The organism is Streptomyces sp. NPDC056061 (assembly GCF_042266885.1).
Classification (GTDB): domain Bacteria; phylum Actinomycetota; class Actinomycetes; order Streptomycetales; family Streptomycetaceae; genus Streptomyces.
Map to the genome: position 1 here is coordinate 1 of NZ_JBHJWQ010000003.1, position 18828 is coordinate 18828.

The following is an 18828-nucleotide window of genomic DNA, read 5'->3' on the forward strand; positions in this document are numbered from 1 at the left end:
AGCGGATATTTCCTCGGGGCAGGCATCGTCTGGGCTCCTCTCATGAAACCCATCTGACCTGCTGTCACCTTTCCCCGCATCTCGGGGGAACCTCAACTTGCTGTGGCGCAGGAGCCGATCGGCATCTTCTGCCAGGTAGACGGAAGTAAGGCGCTTGGGATGCCACATAACGATCTGTGTCGTGCCGAACCCGTACCAACCCGGTCCGCCGAACGCCGCTACGAGGCCGGATTCCTTCCACTGTTCGATGCGGCGTCGGTCCTCCTCGGGTGTCACGGGCTGATGGCGCTGGGCATGGCGGTGATGTTCGTCGTGATGGTGTGATCCGCGGGGACCGACGTCGGCCGAACGGGCCTCGGCTCATGCGTTCCCGGGTGCCGGGCGCGCGTCCCGGGCCGTGATGCTCCTGGGACGCGCGTGACAGGAGACCGTGATGTGGCACGCGTCACCCGAGTGCGGGGGAACTCGCGGGCCGGCCCGTCCGACCTCTGGGCCGTACAACCCGCACTCTCGCCGGAGCCTCCCCCATGGACCACTCGGTGACGCCCTCCGCCCGACGGCGTTCCGTTCCCGTGCCGTACGCGCCGCTCGGGGGCTTCCTGCTCCTGCTCGTCGCGCTCTTCGCCGTCTCGTACGGGGTGGGGCACCTCGCCGGGCCCGTCGCCCCCGACATGCGCGGGGTCCCGCGCCACGACGACGCTCCCGGCCCGCACGACATGGGCGATATGGGGGACATGAGCGGAATGGGCCACTGATGGACCGTCGGACCGCTGCGCGCACCCTCGCCACGACCGATCTCGTCGTCGGCGGCATGACGTGCGCGGCCTGCGTGCGCAGGGTCGAGAAGAAGCTCGGTGCCCTGGAGGGCGTGCGTGCCACCGTCAATCTCGCGACCGGCACGGCCCGCGTCGAGTACCCGGCGGCTCTCGGTACGGACGCGCTCGTCGCCGCCGTCGAGAAGGCCGGTTACACCGCCCGTCTCGCCGAGCCACCCGCCCCCGGGGAGGACCGGGAGAACGAGGAGACCGGCCCCGGTGTCCAGCAGCGGCTGCTGGTGACCGCGCTGCTCGCCGTCCCGGTCCTCGTCCTGTCGATGGTGCCCTCGCTCCAGTTCCGCAACTGGCAGTGGTTGTGCTTCGTGCTCGCCGCGCCCGTGGCCCTCTGGAGCGCCTGGCCCTTCCACGAGCGGGCCTGGCGCGGGCTGCGGCACGGCGCGGCAACGATGGACACGCTCGTCTCGCTCGGCGTCATCGCCTCCTTCGGCTGGTCCTCGTACGCGCTCTTCCTCGGCGGCGCGGGTGTCCCCGGCATGCGGATGCCCTTCACCCTGCTGCCCACCGCCGCGGACGGGATGGCGCACGTCTATCTCGAAGCAGCGGTCGGCGTCCCGCTCTTCGTCCTCCTCGGCCGCCACCTGGAGGCCCGCGCCCGGCGCGGCACCTCGGCCGCCCTGCGTGCGCTCGCCGAACTCGGCGTGAAGGAGGTGACGGTGCGGGACGGGGCCGTGCAGCGCACCATCCCGGCCGCGGGCCTCGCGGTGGGGCAGGTCTTCCTCGTACGGCCCGGGGAGCGTGTCGCGACGGACGGCGAGGTCGTGGAGGGCACATCCGCCGTGGACCTGTCCCTCGTGACCGGTGAGACGCGGCCCGTGGAGGTCGCGGCCGGCTCCGCCGTCGCGGGCGGCTCGGTCAACGCGGGCGGGCTCCTGCTCGTACGTGCGACGGCCGTCGGCGCCGACACCCAGCTCGCCCGCATCACGGCCCTCGTCACCGAGGCCCAGGCCGGGAAGGCCCGCGCCCAGCGGCTCGCCGACATCGTGGCCGGGGTCTTCGTGCCCGTCGTCCTCACCCTCGCCGTCACCGTGCTCGGCTTCTGGCTCGGCGCGGGCGCGGATCCTCAGCCCGCCTTCACGGCGTGCGTCGCCGTCCTCGTCGTCGCCTGCCCCTGCGCGCTCGGGCTCGCGACCCCCACCGCACTCATGGCGGCCACCGGCCGAGGCGCCCAGCTCGGCATCCTCGTCAAGGGACCGCAAGCCCTCGAAGCCCTCCGGGAGATCGACACCGTCGTGCTCGACAAGACGGGCACCCTCACCTCCGGGCACCTCACCGTCACCGCGCTCACCGCGCGCACGGAAGGTCCCGGCGCGAAGGAGGTGCTGCGGCTCGCGGCGACCGTCGAGACCGGCTCCGAGCATCCGCTCGGCCGCGCCCTCGTCCTCCACGCCGAGCGCGCCCTCGGCGAGGGCGCGGTACGACCCGGCGCGCTCACCGGTTTCGCCGCGACGCCCGGCAACGGCGTGCGCGGGCACGTGGACGGGCGGCTCGTCGAGGTGGGCACCCCCGAGGGTGAACTGCCCGAGGAACTGGGCGCGGCCCTCACCGCCGCTCTGGACGCCGCCCACACCCCCGTCCTGGTGCGTATCGACGGGCGGCCCGAGGCGGTCCTCGCGCTCGGCGACGTCGTACGGCCCGGCAGCTACCACGCCGTGGACCGGCTCCGGCGCCTCGGCGTGCACCCCGTCCTCGCCACCGGGGACCGGGAGGAGCCCGCGCGGGCCGTCGCCACCGCGCTCGGCATCCACGAGACGTACTCCCGCTGCACCCCGGAGCGCAAGGCGGAGCTCGTCCGCGCCCTGCGTGCGGAGGGGAAACGGGTCGCGGTCGTCGGGGACGGTGTCAACGACGCGGCGGCGCTCGCCGGGGCCGACCTCGGTATCGCGATGGGCACCGGCACCGATGTCGCCATCGGCGCCGCCGACGTCACCCTCGTCCGCGACGACATCGAAGCCCTCGCCGATGCCGTACGCCTCGCCCGCCGCACCCTCGTCACCATCCGCGGCAACCTGCTGTGGGCCTTCGGCTACAACGTCGTCACCATCCCGCTCGCCATGGTGGGCCTGCTCAACCCGATGCTCGCCGCCGCCGCGATGTCCCTCAGCTCGGTCCTCGTCGTGCTGGGCAGCCTCCGCCTGCGCCACTGGCAGCCCGCCGCAGCAGCAGCCGTGGCGCGACGCCGGCGCCGCTCCCCGAGGGCGGCCCTCTGATGCCCGTTGTCCCCGCGCGCCTGCGCGCCCCGCTCGCCGCCGCCGGTGTTCCCGTCCTCGCCTGCGTGCTCGCCCTCTGCGGTCTCGGCACCTGGACGGCAATCGGACGCGCCGGGAGCCCGCCGCACGTGGCCGTCACCGAGGCGTACGTCTACCAACCGCTCGGCTCGACGCCGGAGACCGCCGCCTTCTTCACCGTCACCAACGACGGCGGCTCCGCCGACCGGCTCGTGGAGATCACCTCGCCCGGCACGGCCGTGCCTCCCGCCCTGAGCGAACACCGCATGACGTCCTTCGGAAGCGCCTACCGGCAGCCGGTGGACTCCGCCACCGTTCCGGCCGGGGACGGGCTCACGATGGACCCGCACGGGATCGACGTGACCGTACGGCCGAAGGGGACGTGGCGGCCCGGCGACGAGGTCTCCTTCACGCTGCGTTTCGCGCACGGGAAGCCGCTGGAGGTCCGGGCGGTGGTGGTCCGGCCGGGCACGAGGACGGACCGGCCCCTCAGCCCGTAGCGCCATGTTCCGCATCACCACCCGTTCCCACCGCATATGCCGGAACTCCTCTCCGGCAGACGCTTGTCCGGCATTGACGACAAGCCGGATACCCTGCCATGTCGCCCGGCCCCTCGCGATGGAAGGATGAGGCGCCATGGAAGCGGGACCGGTCGGACGCGTGGTGAGAGCGGCGATGTTCGCCGCCGTCTCCGTCACGCTCGCCGCGACCGGGCACGTCCTCATGTCCGGGGCCCCGCTTCCCCTCTGGGTGCTCGCCACCGGCTTTCTCGCACTCGCCGTCCCCGGCTGGTGGTTCGCCGTCCGCGAGCGAGGCCCCTGGCTCGTCACGGGCCTCGCCGTCGCGGCCCAGGGCGTGCTGCACAACGCGTTCGCCGCCGCGCAGTCCGCCCTCGGGACCGTCGGGGGTGCGGTCGAGCAGACCGTCGCCACGAGATCACCCGCGCGCCTCCGGTACGACGGCCTGTCCGCAACGGACGGCGGCAGCACGGAGTACGGCGGTACGGGCTCGTACGGGGCCGGAGCGGGCGCGGCACCGACGGACGCCATGGCCGGCATGCACCACATGGCGGGCATGCACCACATGGCGGGCATGCACCACACGGCCGGTACGGAACACATGGCGGGCATGGGCCACTCGGCCGCGAGCGGCGCGATGACCGGCATGGAACACACGGCCGGCATGGAACACGCCTCCGCCATGGGCCACATGGACTCGATGGTCCACATGGGCCACGACATGGCCGGAATGTCCTCGATGGGGATGCTCGCCGCGCACGTCCTCGCCGCCCTTGTCTGCGGCATATGGCTGGCCCGCGGCGAACGCGCCGCCTTCCAGGTCCTGCGCGCGGTCGCGGGACGGCTGCTCGCTCCCCTGCACCCCCTCCTCACAGCGCCGTTGCCGGCCCCGCGCCGCCGCCTGCGCCCCCACCGGGGTCTGAGCGACCGGCTGCCGCTGGGCCTGCGGTGCGCCCGCGCGCGGGACCGGCGCGGGCCGCCCGGGGTGCTCGCCGCGTTCTGAGGACGCGGCAGGCATTCCGGAGGACGTACACCCCCTGGCCCGCGGCCGGTCGCCGACCGGCTCGTCGGCGTACCCGCACGCGGCGGGAGTCCTCCGGCACACCCGGCCCCGAAGGGCCCGGGTGCCCCATTCACCGGAGACCCGGACCCGTCCCGCACGCCGCCCCGCATGCCGTGGCCGCGACGCGCGACCCCGCGCAGTGACCGGACGCCCGGGTGCCGGACCGATCCGTGAAGGACACACCTGGCGATGAACACCACCCTGCCCGCCCCGCGCGGGTCGCAGCGCGCCTCCGGCCCGCGCGACAGAACGGCGGAGGACGCCGTCTCGACCGGCTGGGCGCTCGCCGCCCGCGGCGGGGACCGAGAGGCTGCCGACGCCTTCGTACGGGCCCTGCACCGCGATGTCGTGCGGTATGTGGCCCACCTGTCCGCCGACCCGCAGGCCGCCGAGGACCTCGCGCAGGACACGTTCCTGCGCGCGCTGCGCACCCTGCACCGCTTCGAGGGCCGTTCCTCGGCCCGTACCTGGCTCCTCACCATCGCGCGCCGCGCCGTCGTCGACGACTTCCGCAGGGCCGCCGCGCGTCCCCTGCTCGCCGACACCGACGACTGGAGCGCGACCGTCGAGCGCGCCCAGCCGACGGGGCTGCCCGGCTTCGAGGACGAGGTGGCACTCCAGGAACTCCTGGCCGAGCTCCCGTACGACCGCCGACAGGCTTTCGTACTCACCCAGTTGCTCGGGCTCTCCTACGCGGAGGCGGCCCGCGCCGCGGGCTGCCCGGTCGGCACGGTCCGTTCCCGGGTGGCCCGCGCGCGTACCGCCCTGACCGCACAGCTGGAACGCGGCGAGGAGGAGGCCCTGGCACGGGCCGCCTGAGGGCTGTCCGTCATCCGTGGTGGATCGGCGCGCGGCGTCGGATGTGATGCATCGCAAGGCGGAGGGCCGCCCGCATACAGGACGTATGCGGGACGTGTGCGGGACGTGTGCGGGACGTATGCGGGACGTATGCGGGCGTTCCGACAACACGGCGAGGTGTCCCATCTGTCGTCGCGCGCCTGCCAGGGATGACAGGACGGCTCTCAGCGCGACACCACCGGGGCCGCTTCCCACTCCGGGGCGGCCCCGGTCCCGCCGCGCGGTCTTCTCGGCCGCCGTACGGCGTCCTTCACCGGGGCGGGCCCGCCGGGCAGTCGCGCACCGGGACGATGCGCCGGAGCGCGACGGATGTCCGGGCGGATGAGAAGCCTCGGCGGGGAGGAGGCTGCCTCGGCTCGGCGGTCTTGCCGTGGCCGGCCCCGATCGTCCGGGACCGGTCGGAAGGTGCGACGGCCGACGCGTTCACGCCTGTGCCGGGGGTGGCGGGTCCTGATGTCGGTGCGGGCGAACCTCACTCACCGCACGGGGAAGCCGAAGGAGTACCCCTGCTGCTTCAGCCAGGGCAGGACCTCGCGCAAGGCGGCCAGGGTCTGGGAACGTTCGCCTCCCGCGTCGTGGAAGAGGACGGTCGGCCCGTTGGAGATCTCCTTCTTGACGGTGGCGACCATGGTGTCCGCACCAGGATGTTCGAAGTCCTTGGTGTCGACGTTCCAGCCCAGCGGTCGCATCCCCCGGGACGCGGCGAGCTGCCGACTGTACGGGGTGAAGGCACCGCCCGGGGCCCGGTAGTACTGCGGCCGGACGCCTCCGGACGCCTTGGTGATCATGCGTTCGGCGTCCAGGATCTGCTGGGACTGGTAGGCCTCGGACTTGGTGTCCATGGCGGTGTCGTGCGAGACCGTGTGGTTGCACAGCCGGTGTCCGGCCGCCACGACCTCCTTGACCAGGTCCGGGTATGCCTCGGCCTGCGTGCCCACCATGCAGAACGTGGCCTTCACACCGTTGTCCTCCAGCAGTTGCAGCACCTGCGGCGTCCAGACCGGGTCCGGTCCGTCGTCGATGGTGATGTTGACGCCCCGGGGGCCGCGTTCCGAGGCGTGCGCGATGTCCGCCGACACCTTGGCCACGGTCCGGTCCTGCTGCCGGGCGTCCGGCGCCGAGGCATGCGGTTGCGGCCGCCGTCCCCCGGCGGTGTCGGCCTGCGCGGTCCACACCGAGGCCGCAGCGGCCACCGCCGTCACCCCGAGCGCCGCCCCGAGAAGCCGGCCGTGCCATCCCCTTCCCTTGTGCCTTGCCATGTCCGCCCGCCCCTTTGTCGTCTCCACCGATGCCGTGCACTCATGAAGAGATGCGAAGGCCCCTACGGGATCCCTCTGTTACCGATCGCGGACGAAGCCGCAAGGGACCGGCGACAAACGCAGGAGCCTCGCGACAGAGGCGAATTCCAGGGGCGCGACTGCCTCGGGCATCGGCAACTGCCTTGCGTCGGACGCCTCCACCGGGTGAGATACAACGCCGCGTCACTGGCCGGAAGTGGCGTAGCACTGAGCGGAGGAACGGGTGGGCAACGGGGCACGGCACCGGTGGTGGTGGAGATCGGCCTGTGCGCTGGTCGTCCTGGTCGTCGTCGGGTTCTCGGTCCGGGCGCCGGTGAAGGACTGGTGGCTGGCACGTGAGGCGTGCGGCGGCAAATTGCCGCAGGGCGATCTGAGGACGGTACGGACGGACGCGCGGCTCGGGACGGAACGGGAGTCCTTCGACCTGGACTCGGGCCAGTACCACTGTGTGCTGAAGGACGAGCGGGACAAGGTCGTGGTCGCCGTCGACACGTATCCGGAAGGATGGGAGCGGGACAGGAAGCTGTCGTCCGTCGGCAGTGCGCATCCGCCGCACGCCGTGCTCCCGGGTGGGCTGCCGGGCTTCGAGGACGAGAACAGCCTCGTCCACCTCATGCCCGAGTGCCCGCGCGACGGCGACGGGCCGTCCGGGAAGCCCCGCCGACTGCTGGTGAGCACCTGGACGTACTTCGCGAAGACCCGCGAGGAGAAGGCGGCCATGCTGCGGCTCGCGGTACGGATGACGAACGAGGTGACCGGGAAGCTCGGATGCGGTGGCGAGCCGCTGCCCGCGCCGGAGGACGGGGCGGTGCCGGACACGGGCGCGTACGTGCCGCGGGCCAAGGCGAAGGGGACGGCCTGCAACGCCCTCGCCACGACCCGTGTCCCGGAGGAGGGGCGCGACGGGCAGGTCCGTATCGCCATCGCCGACGGCGGAGTCGTCGGACGGTGCACCCTGTACGCGCCGAAGACGGACGCCGACGACGCGTACCGGCGCAAGAGCAGGACGGGCAGACCGCTCGTCGAGCTCACCCACTGGCGCGGTGACTGGGCCCCCGGGATACGCGAGTTCGGATCGGGACCCGGTCCGCTGCCGTTGGGCAGGGGAGCCGACTGGAAACCCGCACTGACCGAGGACAGGGCCTGGGCCGTCGCCACGTGCGACGGCGAGAACGTCGGCTTCGCCGCGCACTGGGGCTACGACTACCGCCCCCAACGGGAGACGGGAGAGAAGTACGAGCCTCCGACAGCCGCCGAACGGAAGGAGCAGCGCGTACTGCTGCGCGAGTACGTGGCGGCGTTCGCGAACGACCGGGTACGACGCGGAAACTGCGCGGACCTGAAGCTGCCGGCGAAGCCCTGAGACGTCAGCTTCTGCCCGCGGGTTGTCGTGGTCCGGTGGCGGCTGGGCGGGTCAGTCGACCTCGCCGACCGGGCCGGCACGCCTTCCGTACATATTTCCCGCCCTGTGCCGAGCGCCCGAAAACGAGTGACCGCATCACCTTTCCCGCCGAATCACCGAATCACCGAATCACCGAATCACCGAAAGCGTGAATGACCGGGCGGGGATGAGGAATTGTCGGCGTCACCCGATGTCCTGGGCGCGCCGACTTGACCCGGACCGACGCTTCGACTGCCTCCGGGGGAGCGGACACGGCAACCCGGCCTCGACATCCATGGCACATGAACTCATATGGGCTCATATGAAATCTTCTGCCGCACACGATTCCGTCACGGCCGGTGAGCGGGTACCACGGCAGCCGACTTCGCCGACGCTTCGGGCCCGCCCGGCTCAGGCGATGACGACGGGCTCGCCGCTCAGCGCGACGCCCGCCCGGCGGAGTTCGTTCACCGCGGTGTCGGTGGAGTCGGCGGCAACACCGGCGGTGTAGTCGAGCAGGACCCGGACCGTGAAACCCGCCCGCACACCGTCCAGCGCGGTGGCCTTGACGCAGTGGTCCGTGGCGATCCCGACGACGTCGACATCGGTGACGTCGTGGGCGCGCAGCCAGTCGGCCAGTGGTGTGCCGTCCTCCGTCGCCCCCTCGAAACCGCTCTTCGAGGCGGAGTGGGCCCCCTTGTAGAAGATCTCGTCCACGGCACCGGAATCGACGGCGGGGGCGAAGTTCTGATGGAATTCGCCGCCTTCGCCCCCGACGACACAGTGCACGGGAAAGGAATCCACGAAGTCCGGATGTTCGGAGAAATGTTTACCCGGATCGATGTGGTGGTCCCGAGTGGCAACAATATGCGCGTACGCCCCGTCGCCGCGTCGGACCAGATCGGCAATGGCCACGGCGCGATCGGCACCGCCTTTCACGGGGACGCTGCCACCCTCGCAGAAGTCCTTTTGCACATCGACGACGATCAGGGCACGGCGCACGGGGATCCCTTTCCTCGGAGTGGAACCATCGCCTGCGTATGGTTCCGTCTCCGGTGGGGTGTGACGGCAGGGCGCGACGGCGGCATGTGTCCGCATTCACCCGATCAGCGAGAATCGGGGACGCCGAGCGTTGTCCGATGTCCGTGGACCGCCTGCCGCCTGTTGCCTGCCTCCTGTTGCCTGTCTCCTGTTGCCTGTCTCCTGTTGCCCGTTGCCTGTTGCCCGTTGCCTGCCGCCTGTTGCCCGTTGCCCGTTGCCTGTTGACCGTTGCTTGCGGGCCTCTTTGGGAATGTCCTCGTACGCATGCGGATCGCCCTCGGATCGCGTACGGCGGTCTCCGTGGTTGTGGTCCGGACTGCGGCGGAGGTGTCGGGAGACCGGTCGGGCCCGGCCGGTCGCGGTCTCCCGACACGGTCGGGCGGGTCGGCGGTGCCGAGGAGGGCGGGGAGACGGAGGGCGCGGTCTGCGAGCCGCAGGACGACGGGGGTGGTCGCGGCGCACGTGTCCGGGGTGTCGCCGACCGTCTGCCGCGTGCCGCTGTTCCGGCAGCAGGTCGCCGGTGAGGTCACGGACCGGCGCCTCCGGTCGGCGTGGCGCCGGTGCGGGGCGTCCGGCCCGCACCCGGTTCGGCGCACGATCAAGCCCAGTGGCGCGTCGAGACCGCGCTCCGGGAGCAGCCCACGGGTCGCGTCGGGAATCCGTCGGCTGCTGCGGGCCGTGTCTGCCGGGTACGTGGCGGCTCACCCGGATCGCCATCTTCCCGGCGCCCCCACCCACGCCCTGGCGGAGCGCGTCGTGAGCGTCGCGCCGAGCGTCCGGACCGTGATCGACCGCGTCGCGTACACATGGGACGACGGACGACGCCCGAGGCCGGGGGCCCGCCAGGTCGCCGTGCCCGACGCGGCGCCCGGCGTGTTCCCCGACGTGCACCAGGTGAGGCCCCGGTGCGCCCCCGAGGCAACCGCCCCGTCGCCGTTCCCCTCGGGGAGTCCGGCGCGACGCCCTCCGTGGTTCACGACATGACGTCCCCGGTACTCACTCCCGCCCCTGGCGCTCGGCCTTGCACCTGGTGTTCGCCCCTGCGCCCGGTACCCGGACGCCATCCGGCCGTCCGACCGTCCGGTGCCGGGCGCACATCCCTCACACCGCGCTCTCCGAACCGCGTCCTCCACCCCATGCGCCCCACCCCATGCGTCCCGACTCATGCGCCCCACGCCGACGCCGTGACGCATTGCTGTGGCACGCACCGCCACGGCCCCCGTCGCGGCCTCCCGCCACGGCCTCCCGTCGCGAAGCGCTCGCCGCTCCTCGCACGCCGCGAAGCAGGGGGCAATACGGCAGACACCATGCGACAGCGGTTCGATTCGGCCAGGCACCCCGGGGCCGGTTGGCAGTACGCGGAGGGTACGCGGAGAGTGGGCGGCCGAGCGGATGGAGGCCGGTGGGGGGCGGGGCGGCCGCGTCGCGTCGTGGGCGGTCGGAGCGGTCGGGGTCCCGACCGGCATCCCGCGCCCCGGGGCCGTCGGACGCTGCTGAATTTCCGTCACATTCGTGTAAACATTCCCGCCCGTTACCGAAGGCCGCGCGGTCCAGGGTTTCGGTGCCGGATGTGAACATTCCGCGCCAAAAGTGCAACAGGCATGGCCGTCTTGACAATTACCCAACATGCCGATGGTAAGATCATCTAACTTCCAGTGGGCTGATGGCATGTGGGGGCATTCCGGCAGGAATGAATTCCTCGGCCCCGTTTTCGGAGGGGCCCTCCCTGCGTGAACCAAGCCGTGGCTCGACCAGCCCGGGGCGGGACACCTGAGGGAGCGTCAAGCCGCTTTCCCAGCCATGGCACTTGAAGTGAGTCTCATGACATTTGTACAGGGCCCGCTCTTCTGGGCGCTGGTTGTCGTAGCACTGGTCGCCGTCGGTGCCGTCCTGCGGGCTCGCAAGACCAACATCGGTCTGCGCAGACAGAACTCCCAACTACGGGGCGAACGCGATGCCCTGCAACGCCAACGGGACGAACTCCACTCTGCGCACACGAGCCTGCTCCACCGTCAGACCGCCGAGATGTCGGAGGTCCGCAAGGACGCCGAGGAGGAGACCAAGGCCGTCCTCAAGGCGGCTGTCCGTACGCTCCAGGGGCTCGCGGACGAGCAGCAGGTGGTCATCGAGAACGCCCAGAAGAAGCACGGCGACGACCCCGACATGCTCGCCGACCTGATGGCCATCGACCACGCCAACAGCCAGTTCGGGCGCCGGGCGCAGGGCATCGCCGTACTGTGCGGCGGCTGGCTCGGCCGCCGGGAGACCGTGGCCTCCGTCTTCGACGTGGCGCGCAGCGCCCAGGGCCGCATCCGGCAGTTCGACCGGGTCCGGGTCAACGGCCAGGTCAACTTCTCGGTGGTCAGCAAGGCCGTGGAACCGGTTGCGGTGGTCCTCGCCGAGCTGCTGGCCAACGCCACCAACTACTCCGCCCCCGGCACCCCGGTCGAGATCAACATCCAGGCCGTGCCGAAGGGCGTCTGCCTCATCATCGACGACGCGGGCCTCGGCATGGGCCAGGAGGAGAAGGACCGCGCGGCGGCCCTCCTCGCCCCCCAGGCCGCGATCAGCGTCTCCAGCCTGGGCATCCCGCCGCAGTTCGGATTCGCCGTCTCCGGCGTGCTGTCCGCCCGTTACGGCTTCAAGGTCTCGGTGGACTCCGTGTCCCCCTACGGAGGTGTACGCGCGGTGGTCCTGCTGCCCGACGAGCTGCTCACCGCCGACGCGCCCGCACCCGCACCGGCCGTCCCGGCCCCGGTCCCCCACGACGCCGGAGTGTCGACGCTGCCCCGCCGCCAGGAGCCCGCTCCGGCCCCGACCCCGCTGTTCCCCCCGCATCCGCAGCCGGCCCCCGCCGCGCACTCCCCGGCGCCGTTCACCACCGCCGGCGGCCTGCCCAAGCGTCGTCGCAAGAGCCCGGTGTCGGCGGTGCCTTCGGCCGAGCCCGCGCCGATGCGCAGCAACGAGGAGACCGCCTCCCGCCTGGGCGCGTTCCAGCGCGGAACCCGGTCCGGACGTGACACGACGACGATGGAAGGACCCGAGATCCAGTGAACCCCGATCTCTCCTGGGTACTCAATGATGTGCTCCAGGTACCCGGCGCGCGGCATGCGATCCTCGTCTCCGCCGACGGTCTGCTGCTGGCCAACTCCAGCGAGATCGGCCGGGACGACGCGGAGACCGTGGCGGCGGCGATGAGTTCCATGCAGTCGCTGAGCCGGGCCGTCGCGCCGTTCATCGGGGCCCAGACCCCGGGCCGCTGGCGCCAGACCCTCCTGGAGTACGAGCAGGGCTGGATCTTCCTGATCGCCGCGGGCTCCGGCGCCTACCTGGCGGCGGCCGCCGCCGCGGACGTGGACATGGAGGCCATGTCGTTCCGCATGCAGCAGCAGGTCACCGCGCTCGGGAAGGCCATGACCACGCCTCCCCGCCTGAACGTCGGCAGCGACATATGACGGCGCCGGGCGAGGAGCAGTCGGTCAACAGCGGGTTCGTCCGGTCCTACGTCATCACCGGGGGGCGCGGCCTGCCCGACGCGGAGGGGCTGTCCCTCGTCACTCTCGTCACCATCGCCCCCGACCGTCAGCGGCCCCCGAACCAGAGTCCGGAGGTCCGGGCGATCTGGGACCTGTGCTCGGGCGGCTTCCTGGCGGTGGCCGAGGTCGCGGGCCGTCTGGCGTTGCCGGTGGGGGTCGCCAGGCTGCTGCTCAACGATTTAGCGGAACAAGGTCACCTGATGCGCCGCAAGGCGCCACCGCCGGCTCAGCTAGTTGACAGGAAGATCCTCGAAGAGGTGTTGCATGGACTCCACGTCCGGTTCGGCTGAGAACATCTATGTGCCGGACGCGGTGCGGCGTGCGGCGAAGATCCTCGTCGTCGGACACTTCGCGGTGGGCAAGACGACGCTCATCGGCACCCTCTCCGAGATCACCCCGCTGCGCACCGAGGAGCGGATGACCCAGGCGGGGGCGCACGTCGACGACCTGCGCGGCGCGCCCGACAAGGTCACCACGACGGTCGCGCTGGACTTCGGCCGACTGACCCTCAGCGAAGAACTGGTGCTGTACCTGTTCGGCACGCCGGGCCAGCAGCGCTTCGTCGAGCTGTGGGAGGACATGGCGCGCGGCTCGCTCGGCGCGCTGCTCCTCGTCGACCCGGCCCGGCTCGCGGACACCTTCCCGGTGATCGACCTTGTCGAGACGTACGGGCTGGAGTACGCGGTCGCGGTCAACAGCTTCGACCCGTACTCCCGGCACGCCGAGGAGGAGTTGCGCGAGGCGCTCGATCTGCTGCCGGACACCCCGGTCGTGTACTGCGACGCCCGGGACGAGAAGTCGTCCGCGCAGGCCCTGATCACCCTGGTCCAGCACCTTCTCGCGCGCGTGGCCTGACCCGCGTCGTCCGCCGCGGCCGGTCGCCGGACCGGCGCGGCGGCGGCCGGGCCGGTGTGCGCGACGGCCGCCGTACGCCGTCGGCCGTGCGTGCCCGTTCGTACGTGCCCGTGCGTGCGTCTGCGGCCGTGCCGCCCGGCACCGTCGCGCACGGTCGTACGGCCCCCGCCGCGCCCACCGTTTTGTCGCTCCGTCATGCTGCGGTACGGGTGGCCCGAACCGCCTTCCCCCGTCCCCCGTCCGGGTCCCGCGGGCCCGCGATCACATCGAGGTATCAACACATGGACTCGTCTCCGGGCACCAGCCCGTACAGCGCCCCCGCCGGGTGCCCGATGCACGGTGAGCGGCAGACCTCGCTCTACGGGCCCGAGTTCGCGTCCGATCCGCAGCGCGCGTACGACGCGTTCCGGGCGCACGGGCCCGCGGCCCCGATCGAGCTGGCCCCCGGGGTGGATGCCACCCTGGTCGTGCAGCACGAGGCCGCGCTCCGGGTGCTGCAGAACCCGTCGTACTTCGCCCGCGACTCGCGGCGGTGGGCGGCGCTCCGGGAAGGGCGCATCGCGCTCGACAGCCCGGTGCTGCCGATGATGGCGTACCGCCCCAACTGCCTGTTCACGGACGGCACCGAGCATCTGCGGCTGCGCAAGGCGGTCACCGAGAGCCTGAGCCGTCTCAACACCACCCGGCTCAGCCGGGACGTCGAGCGGATCGCCGAGTACCTGATCGACCAGTTCATCGAGCGCGGCTCCGCGGACCTGCTGGGCGACTACGCCAAGCTGCTGCCGCTGCTGCTGTTCAACCAGCTCTTCGGCTGCCCCGGCGACATCGGCGACCGGCTCACCCGCAGCATGTCGGCGATCTTCGACGGCGAGGACGTGCTGCGGGCCAACACGGAGCTGACGGAGTGCCTGATGGAGCTGGTGGCGCTCAAGCGGCGGCAGCCCGGCGAGGACATCACCTCCTGGCTCATCCAGCACCCGGCGGGCCTGCGGGACGAGGAGCTCAAGGACCAGCTCGTCATGCTGATGGGCGCGGGCATCGAGCCGGAGCGCAACCTCATCGCCAACGCCCTGCTCCTGCTGCTGTCGGAGGAGACCGGACACCAGCAGCGGCGCGGTGCCGGGATGCTCGTCGAGGACGCCCTCGACGACGTGCTGTGGAACAACCCGCCGATCGCCAACTACGCGACGCACTTCCCGGTCCAGGACATCGACCTGGGTGGCGTGACGCTGAAGGCGGAAACGCCCGTGCTGATCAGTTTCGCCGCGGCGAACAGCGACCCGGCGCTCACCAGCGCCCGCCAGACCCTGAGCAAGGGCGCGCATCTGGCCTGGGGCGCCGGCCCGCACGTCTGCCCGGCGAAGTCCCCGGCCCAGCTCATCGCCCTGACCGCGATCGAGAAGGTTCTCAACAGCGTGCCGGACCTGGCTCTCGCCGTCCCGGCCTCGGGCGTCGAGTGGCGGCCGGGCCCGTTCCACCGCGCGCTGGTGGCGCTGCCGGTCCGGTTCAGCCCGAGCGCTCCGCGCCGTACCACGCACGTCGCGGCTTCGGCGAGCGCGACATCCGCCGTCTCCCCCCGTGTCGCCGCCTCCGAGGGCATACCCGCGGCGCGCCACGAGGCCGTGGAACCGCAGCGGAAGACCAAGGGCTGGTGGAGTTCCTTCCTCGACGTCTTCCGGGTGTGACCACCGTCCGATATCCGATTTCCGGTGCGGCCAAGGTGAACAGTGACCGAAATCGGGCAGCTTTTACTCATAACTTGCCTTGATCTAAAAGGGAGTTGACCGACGATCGACATATGACAAGGGGTCACCGGGGCATTTCTCTGTGATAGGGACAACAGAGATCGACGCTTGGCGGCGATATACGGAGGGGTAGGTTCTGGCCGTAACTACCATGAGCCCCGATCAAGGAACACTGCGTGAGCGCTGCAAGCGGCACCGAACGGCCCGTCGACGACCGCCGTGCCCTGATCTCCCTCCTACGCCGCCTCAAATCGCCCGAGGGGCAGGCCGATCCCTACGGCCTGCTTGCCGAGCTGAGAGGCATGGGGGACGTCGTACGCGCTCCCTGGGACGCGTACTTCGTCACGGGCTACGACACGTGCAGCGAAGTGCTTCGCGGCCGCGACTGGCTCGCTCCGGACTTCGCCTGGCAGGAACGCCAGGCGGACACCGAGCGCTGGGACGCGGTCGCCACCCGGGAGATGACCAAGACGCTCTCCCGCCTCAACGCGCCCGAGCACACCTGCCAGCGCCGCAGCCTCGGCAACCTCTTCGACCGCTCCACCATCCAGCGGCTGACCCCGCAGGTGGAGGCGCACGTCACGCGCCTGCTCGACGAGCTCGCCGACAAGCTGCGCTGGGGCGAGGCCGACTTCGTCAGCACGGTCAGCGAGCAGCTCCCGATCAGCACCATCGGCTCCTGGCTGGGCATCCCGCCCGAGGACTACCCGCACATCCTGGAGATCACCCACAACCAGGTGCACGCCCAGGAACTGCTCCCCACCAGGAGTGAGCTCAACGTCTCCGCGGAGGCGACCCTGCGGCTGCGCAGGTACTTCACCGAGCTGCTGCGACAGCGCCGCGCGAACCCCGGCAACGATGTCCTGACGGGCTGGATCCACCACTGGGACGCGGCGGAGCCGGACCGCGAGAAGGCCGACGAGATCCTCTACCGCCTCACCATGTTCGTCACCATCGCCTCGCTGGAGACCACCGCGACGCTGCTGTCGGCCATGGTGGGACTGCTGCTCGGGGAGCCCGGCCGCTGGGAGTGGCTCGCGGAGCACCCCGGGCACATCGACGCCGCGGTCGACGAGGTTCTCCGGTACGACCCGCCCATCCAGATCAACACCCGGGTCGCCGCCGAGGACACCGTGCTGGCGGGCGTCCCGGTCGCGAAGGACAGCATGGTCCACGTGCTGTACGGGGCCGCCAACCACGACCCGCGGCGCAACGAGGACCCGGACGCCTTCGACATCGAGCGCAGCGGCACCCACCTCACCTTCGGCGGCGGCGTGCACTACTGCCTGGGCGCGGCACTGGCCCGGCTGGAGGCGCGCACCCTCCTCACCCAGCTACTGAAACGTTTCCCCACTCTGCGGGTCGCGACACCGCCCGCCTACGCCTCCCGCCTGGTCTTCCGGCGCGTGGTCTCGATGGGTGTGGCGATATGAAGCTCTCGCTCGCCGACCGGCTGTCCGCGCGCATGCGCGCCCGCACCGTGCGCACCGTGCGCGAGGGCCCCGTCCTGCGCGTGGAACTGAACTGCCCCGCCTCCGGCAACGCCGTCACCGAGGCGATGCTGGACGACCTGCTGGCCGTGCTGGCCGTGCCCGATCCGGAGGTGCGGGTACTGGTGCTCAGCGGGGCCGGGGACGACTTCTGCCTCGGCGGCGACCGGGGCGAGTTCGCCGACTGGCTCGACGAGGACCCCACCGGGCGGGGAATCCGGGTCGCCGGCGACAAGGCCCGTCGGGTCTGCGAGGCACTCTCGACCGGGCAGGCCGTCACCATCGCCCGGATCCAGGGCAAGGCGATCGGCGCGGGGCTGGCCCTGGCGCTCGCCTGCGACCTGCGGGTCGGCGCCGACACCTCCGGCTTCCGCCTGCCGGAACTGGCGCTCGGGCTGCCCACCGCCTGGGGCGGCGTGCTGCCGCGGCTGATCCACGAGGTCGGCGCCGCACGCACCCGTGAACTGATCCTGACCGGGCGCGCCTTCGACGCCGCGGAGGCGCACGAGCTGTCGATCCTCCAGCGCGTCGTGCCCGAGGACGAGCTCGACGCCGCCGTCACCGCCTGGGCCAAGCCCCTCGTGCGCCGCCCGGAGGCCGCGCTGCGGGTCACGAAGGCCCTGCTCAACTCGTACGCCGCCCCGACCCGGCTGGCCGATCCCGCCGTCCTGGACGCGGAACTGATGGCCACCGTCGCCGCCGCGACCCGCAGGCCGCGGGACACCGGGGGGAGCGCGGCGGGAGCCGCACGGGCGCGCTGAATCCGGCGACGCCGCCGCACCGGACCCGACGGACCCGCCGGACCCGACGGACCCGCCGGACCCGACGGACCCGCCGAACACGAGCCGCCTGCGCCGGCCCCGCGGCCGACGCCGCCCTCGTCCGCCCGCCTGTTCCGGACGCGGGTCCCCTGCGCCGATTCCGGGCGGCCCGGTACGCCCGCGCCCCTGCTGCGGTCCGGAACCGTTGCCGCGCCGCGCCGCTCTGCCGCCGCCGGGTGGACCCCACCCCACCACCTCCGTGACACAGGTCACGGAAACCTCCCTCGCTCGGGGTGCCGGACAGCCGAGAGGGGTGAGCACACATATGCGTACCCGGATACGGGCACGGGGAGCCCGGCGCGTTCGCGAAGCTTTTCGACGGCTACACCCGCTCGGTGTACAACCACGCGTTCCGAATGACCGCCGACTGGGCCACGGCCGAGGACGTGATGGCGGCGACGTTCATGGAGGCGTGGCGGCTGCACGAGCGCGTCGATCCGGAGGGCGGCTCGTTGCGTCCCTGGCTGCTGGGCATCGCCACCAACACGGCGCGCAACCAGACCAGGAGCAACCGGCGCCACCGGGCGGCGGCCACCGCCGCGGCCAGGGCCGAGATGTCGGTGCCCGACCACGCGGAGGAGGTCGCCGGCCGGGTCGACGACCGACGGCGTCCGGCGGCCGCGCTGTGCCGTGCCGGCCGCGCTGCGCCGCCCCGAGCGAGGTTCTGACTCTCTGCCTGTGGGAGGGCCTGGAGTACACGGCCGCCGCGGAGGCGCTCGGAATCCCGGTCGGCACGGTCCGCTTCAGCAGGTCCCGGTCCGTTTCGGCCGGTCCCGGTCGCTCTCGGCCGATGCCCCGCCGTGATGCCTCTCCCATCGGCCCCACCAGCCCCGTCAGGGACCACCGGCCCCACTGGCCCCACCGGCCCTGTCGGGGAGCCACCGGCCCGTCGGGAACCCACCGGCCCCGTCGTCGCGGGGACGACACGGCGTACTCCCACCGTCCTGAACAGGGCGGAGGGCGGGCGCGGTACGTACTGCATCGACAGTACGCAGGACTCCATGCAGGTGCACGACGACGATGACGCCCCCGGCCACGAAGGATTGAGGTATTCCTCCGGCCCCGCCGTTCCCCCGCCGTGTCCCGGCGCGGCCCCGGCACGGCCGGAGAGCGGCACTCGTGCCGTCGATCCGTCGCCCGATCCAGACTGGAGCGCCTCTT

17 protein-coding genes are annotated in these 18828 nt (G+C 72.0%); 15 read left to right on the forward strand and 2 right to left on the reverse strand.

Annotated elements, in window-relative coordinates:
* Positions 1-159: 159 nt before the first annotated feature.
* The 6 genes from ACFC79_RS06085 to ACFC79_RS06110 all read left to right on the forward strand — a co-directional run bounded on the left by ACFC79_RS06085 (position 160) and on the right by ACFC79_RS06110 (position 5461).
* A complete protein-coding gene (locus ACFC79_RS06085) occupies positions 160-324 on the forward strand; it encodes a hypothetical protein (protein ID WP_376235850.1) in 165 nt (54 codons plus the stop codon).
* Positions 325-527: 203 nt separating this feature from the next.
* Entirely contained in the window at positions 528-755 is a 228-nt protein-coding gene (locus tag ACFC79_RS06090; RefSeq protein ID WP_376235852.1) for a hypothetical protein, read from the forward strand.
* On the forward strand, positions 755-3043 hold the full coding sequence (locus ACFC79_RS06095) for a heavy metal translocating P-type ATPase (protein WP_376235854.1): 2289 nt from the start codon (positions 755-757) through the stop codon (positions 3041-3043). The genes ACFC79_RS06090 and ACFC79_RS06095 overlap by 1 nt, the downstream gene beginning before the upstream one ends.
* Positions 3043-3561, forward strand: a complete 519-nt coding sequence (locus tag ACFC79_RS06100; RefSeq protein WP_376235857.1) for a copper chaperone PCu(A)C — start codon at positions 3043-3045, stop codon at positions 3559-3561. Before ACFC79_RS06095 ends, ACFC79_RS06100 begins: the two co-directional genes overlap by 1 nt.
* A gap of 136 nt (positions 3562-3697) precedes the next feature.
* The gene (locus ACFC79_RS06105; RefSeq protein WP_376235860.1) at positions 3698-4582 is read left to right on the forward strand and encodes a hypothetical protein; all 885 of its coding nucleotides are present in this window, start codon (positions 3698-3700) and stop codon (positions 4580-4582) included.
* A gap of 249 nt (positions 4583-4831) precedes the next feature.
* Positions 4832-5461 (forward strand): sigma-70 family RNA polymerase sigma factor, encoded by a 630-nt coding sequence (locus tag ACFC79_RS06110; protein ID WP_376235863.1) that lies wholly within the window; start codon positions 4832-4834, stop codon positions 5459-5461.
* Positions 5462-5976: 515 nt separating this feature from the next.
* Here ACFC79_RS06110 and ACFC79_RS06115 read toward each other — a convergent pair.
* Positions 5977-6759, reverse strand: coding sequence for a polysaccharide deacetylase family protein (locus ACFC79_RS06115; RefSeq protein ID WP_376235866.1), 783 nt, complete (start codon positions 6757-6759; stop codon positions 5977-5979).
* A 262-nt stretch (positions 6760-7021) separates the two neighbouring features.
* On the opposite strand from ACFC79_RS06115, the gene ACFC79_RS06120 reads away from it, so the two are divergent.
* Positions 7022-8161 (forward strand): hypothetical protein, encoded by a 1140-nt coding sequence (locus tag ACFC79_RS06120; RefSeq protein WP_376235869.1) that lies wholly within the window; start codon positions 7022-7024, stop codon positions 8159-8161.
* A 429-nt stretch (positions 8162-8590) separates the two neighbouring features.
* On the opposite strand, the gene ACFC79_RS06125 is transcribed toward ACFC79_RS06120, so the two are convergent.
* Positions 8591-9181 carry an isochorismatase family protein gene (locus tag ACFC79_RS06125; RefSeq protein WP_376235871.1) on the reverse strand — a complete coding sequence of 197 codons (591 nt, stop codon included), beginning with the start codon at positions 9179-9181 and terminating at the stop codon, positions 8591-8593.
* 1860 nt (positions 9182-11041) lie between these two features.
* Between ACFC79_RS06125 and ACFC79_RS06130 the strand changes: the two genes are divergently transcribed.
* The 8 genes from ACFC79_RS06130 to ACFC79_RS06165 all read left to right on the forward strand — a co-directional run bounded on the left by ACFC79_RS06130 (position 11042) and on the right by ACFC79_RS06165 (position 18335).
* Positions 11042-12274, forward strand: coding sequence for an ATP-binding protein (locus tag ACFC79_RS06130; RefSeq protein ID WP_376235874.1), 1233 nt, complete (start codon positions 11042-11044; stop codon positions 12272-12274).
* Positions 12271-12675, forward strand: coding sequence for a roadblock/LC7 domain-containing protein (locus ACFC79_RS06135; protein WP_376235877.1), 405 nt, complete (start codon positions 12271-12273; stop codon positions 12673-12675). The genes ACFC79_RS06130 and ACFC79_RS06135 overlap by 4 nt, the downstream gene beginning before the upstream one ends.
* Positions 12672-13046 carry a DUF742 domain-containing protein gene (locus ACFC79_RS06140; RefSeq protein WP_376235879.1) on the forward strand — a complete coding sequence of 125 codons (375 nt, stop codon included), beginning with the start codon at positions 12672-12674 and terminating at the stop codon, positions 13044-13046. Before ACFC79_RS06135 ends, ACFC79_RS06140 begins: the two co-directional genes overlap by 4 nt.
* Positions 13021-13611: an ATP/GTP-binding protein gene (locus ACFC79_RS06145; RefSeq protein ID WP_376235881.1), complete on the forward strand. Its 591-nt coding sequence runs from the start codon at positions 13021-13023 to the stop codon at positions 13609-13611. Before ACFC79_RS06140 ends, ACFC79_RS06145 begins: the two co-directional genes overlap by 26 nt.
* A gap of 281 nt (positions 13612-13892) precedes the next feature.
* Positions 13893-15296, forward strand: a complete 1404-nt coding sequence (locus ACFC79_RS06150; protein ID WP_376235883.1) for a cytochrome P450 — start codon at positions 13893-13895, stop codon at positions 15294-15296.
* A 362-nt stretch (positions 15297-15658) separates the two neighbouring features.
* Positions 15659-16789, forward strand: coding sequence for a cytochrome P450 (locus ACFC79_RS06155; RefSeq protein WP_376236659.1), 1131 nt, complete (start codon positions 15659-15661; stop codon positions 16787-16789).
* Positions 16786-17607 (forward strand): enoyl-CoA hydratase/isomerase family protein, encoded by an 822-nt coding sequence (locus ACFC79_RS06160; protein ID WP_376235885.1) that lies wholly within the window; start codon positions 16786-16788, stop codon positions 17605-17607. Before ACFC79_RS06155 ends, ACFC79_RS06160 begins: the two co-directional genes overlap by 4 nt.
* Before the next feature lie 416 nt (positions 17608-18023).
* Positions 18024-18335 (forward strand): RNA polymerase sigma factor, encoded by a 312-nt coding sequence (locus tag ACFC79_RS06165; RefSeq protein ID WP_376235888.1) that lies wholly within the window; start codon positions 18024-18026, stop codon positions 18333-18335.
* Positions 18336-18828: the final 493 nt, after the last annotated feature.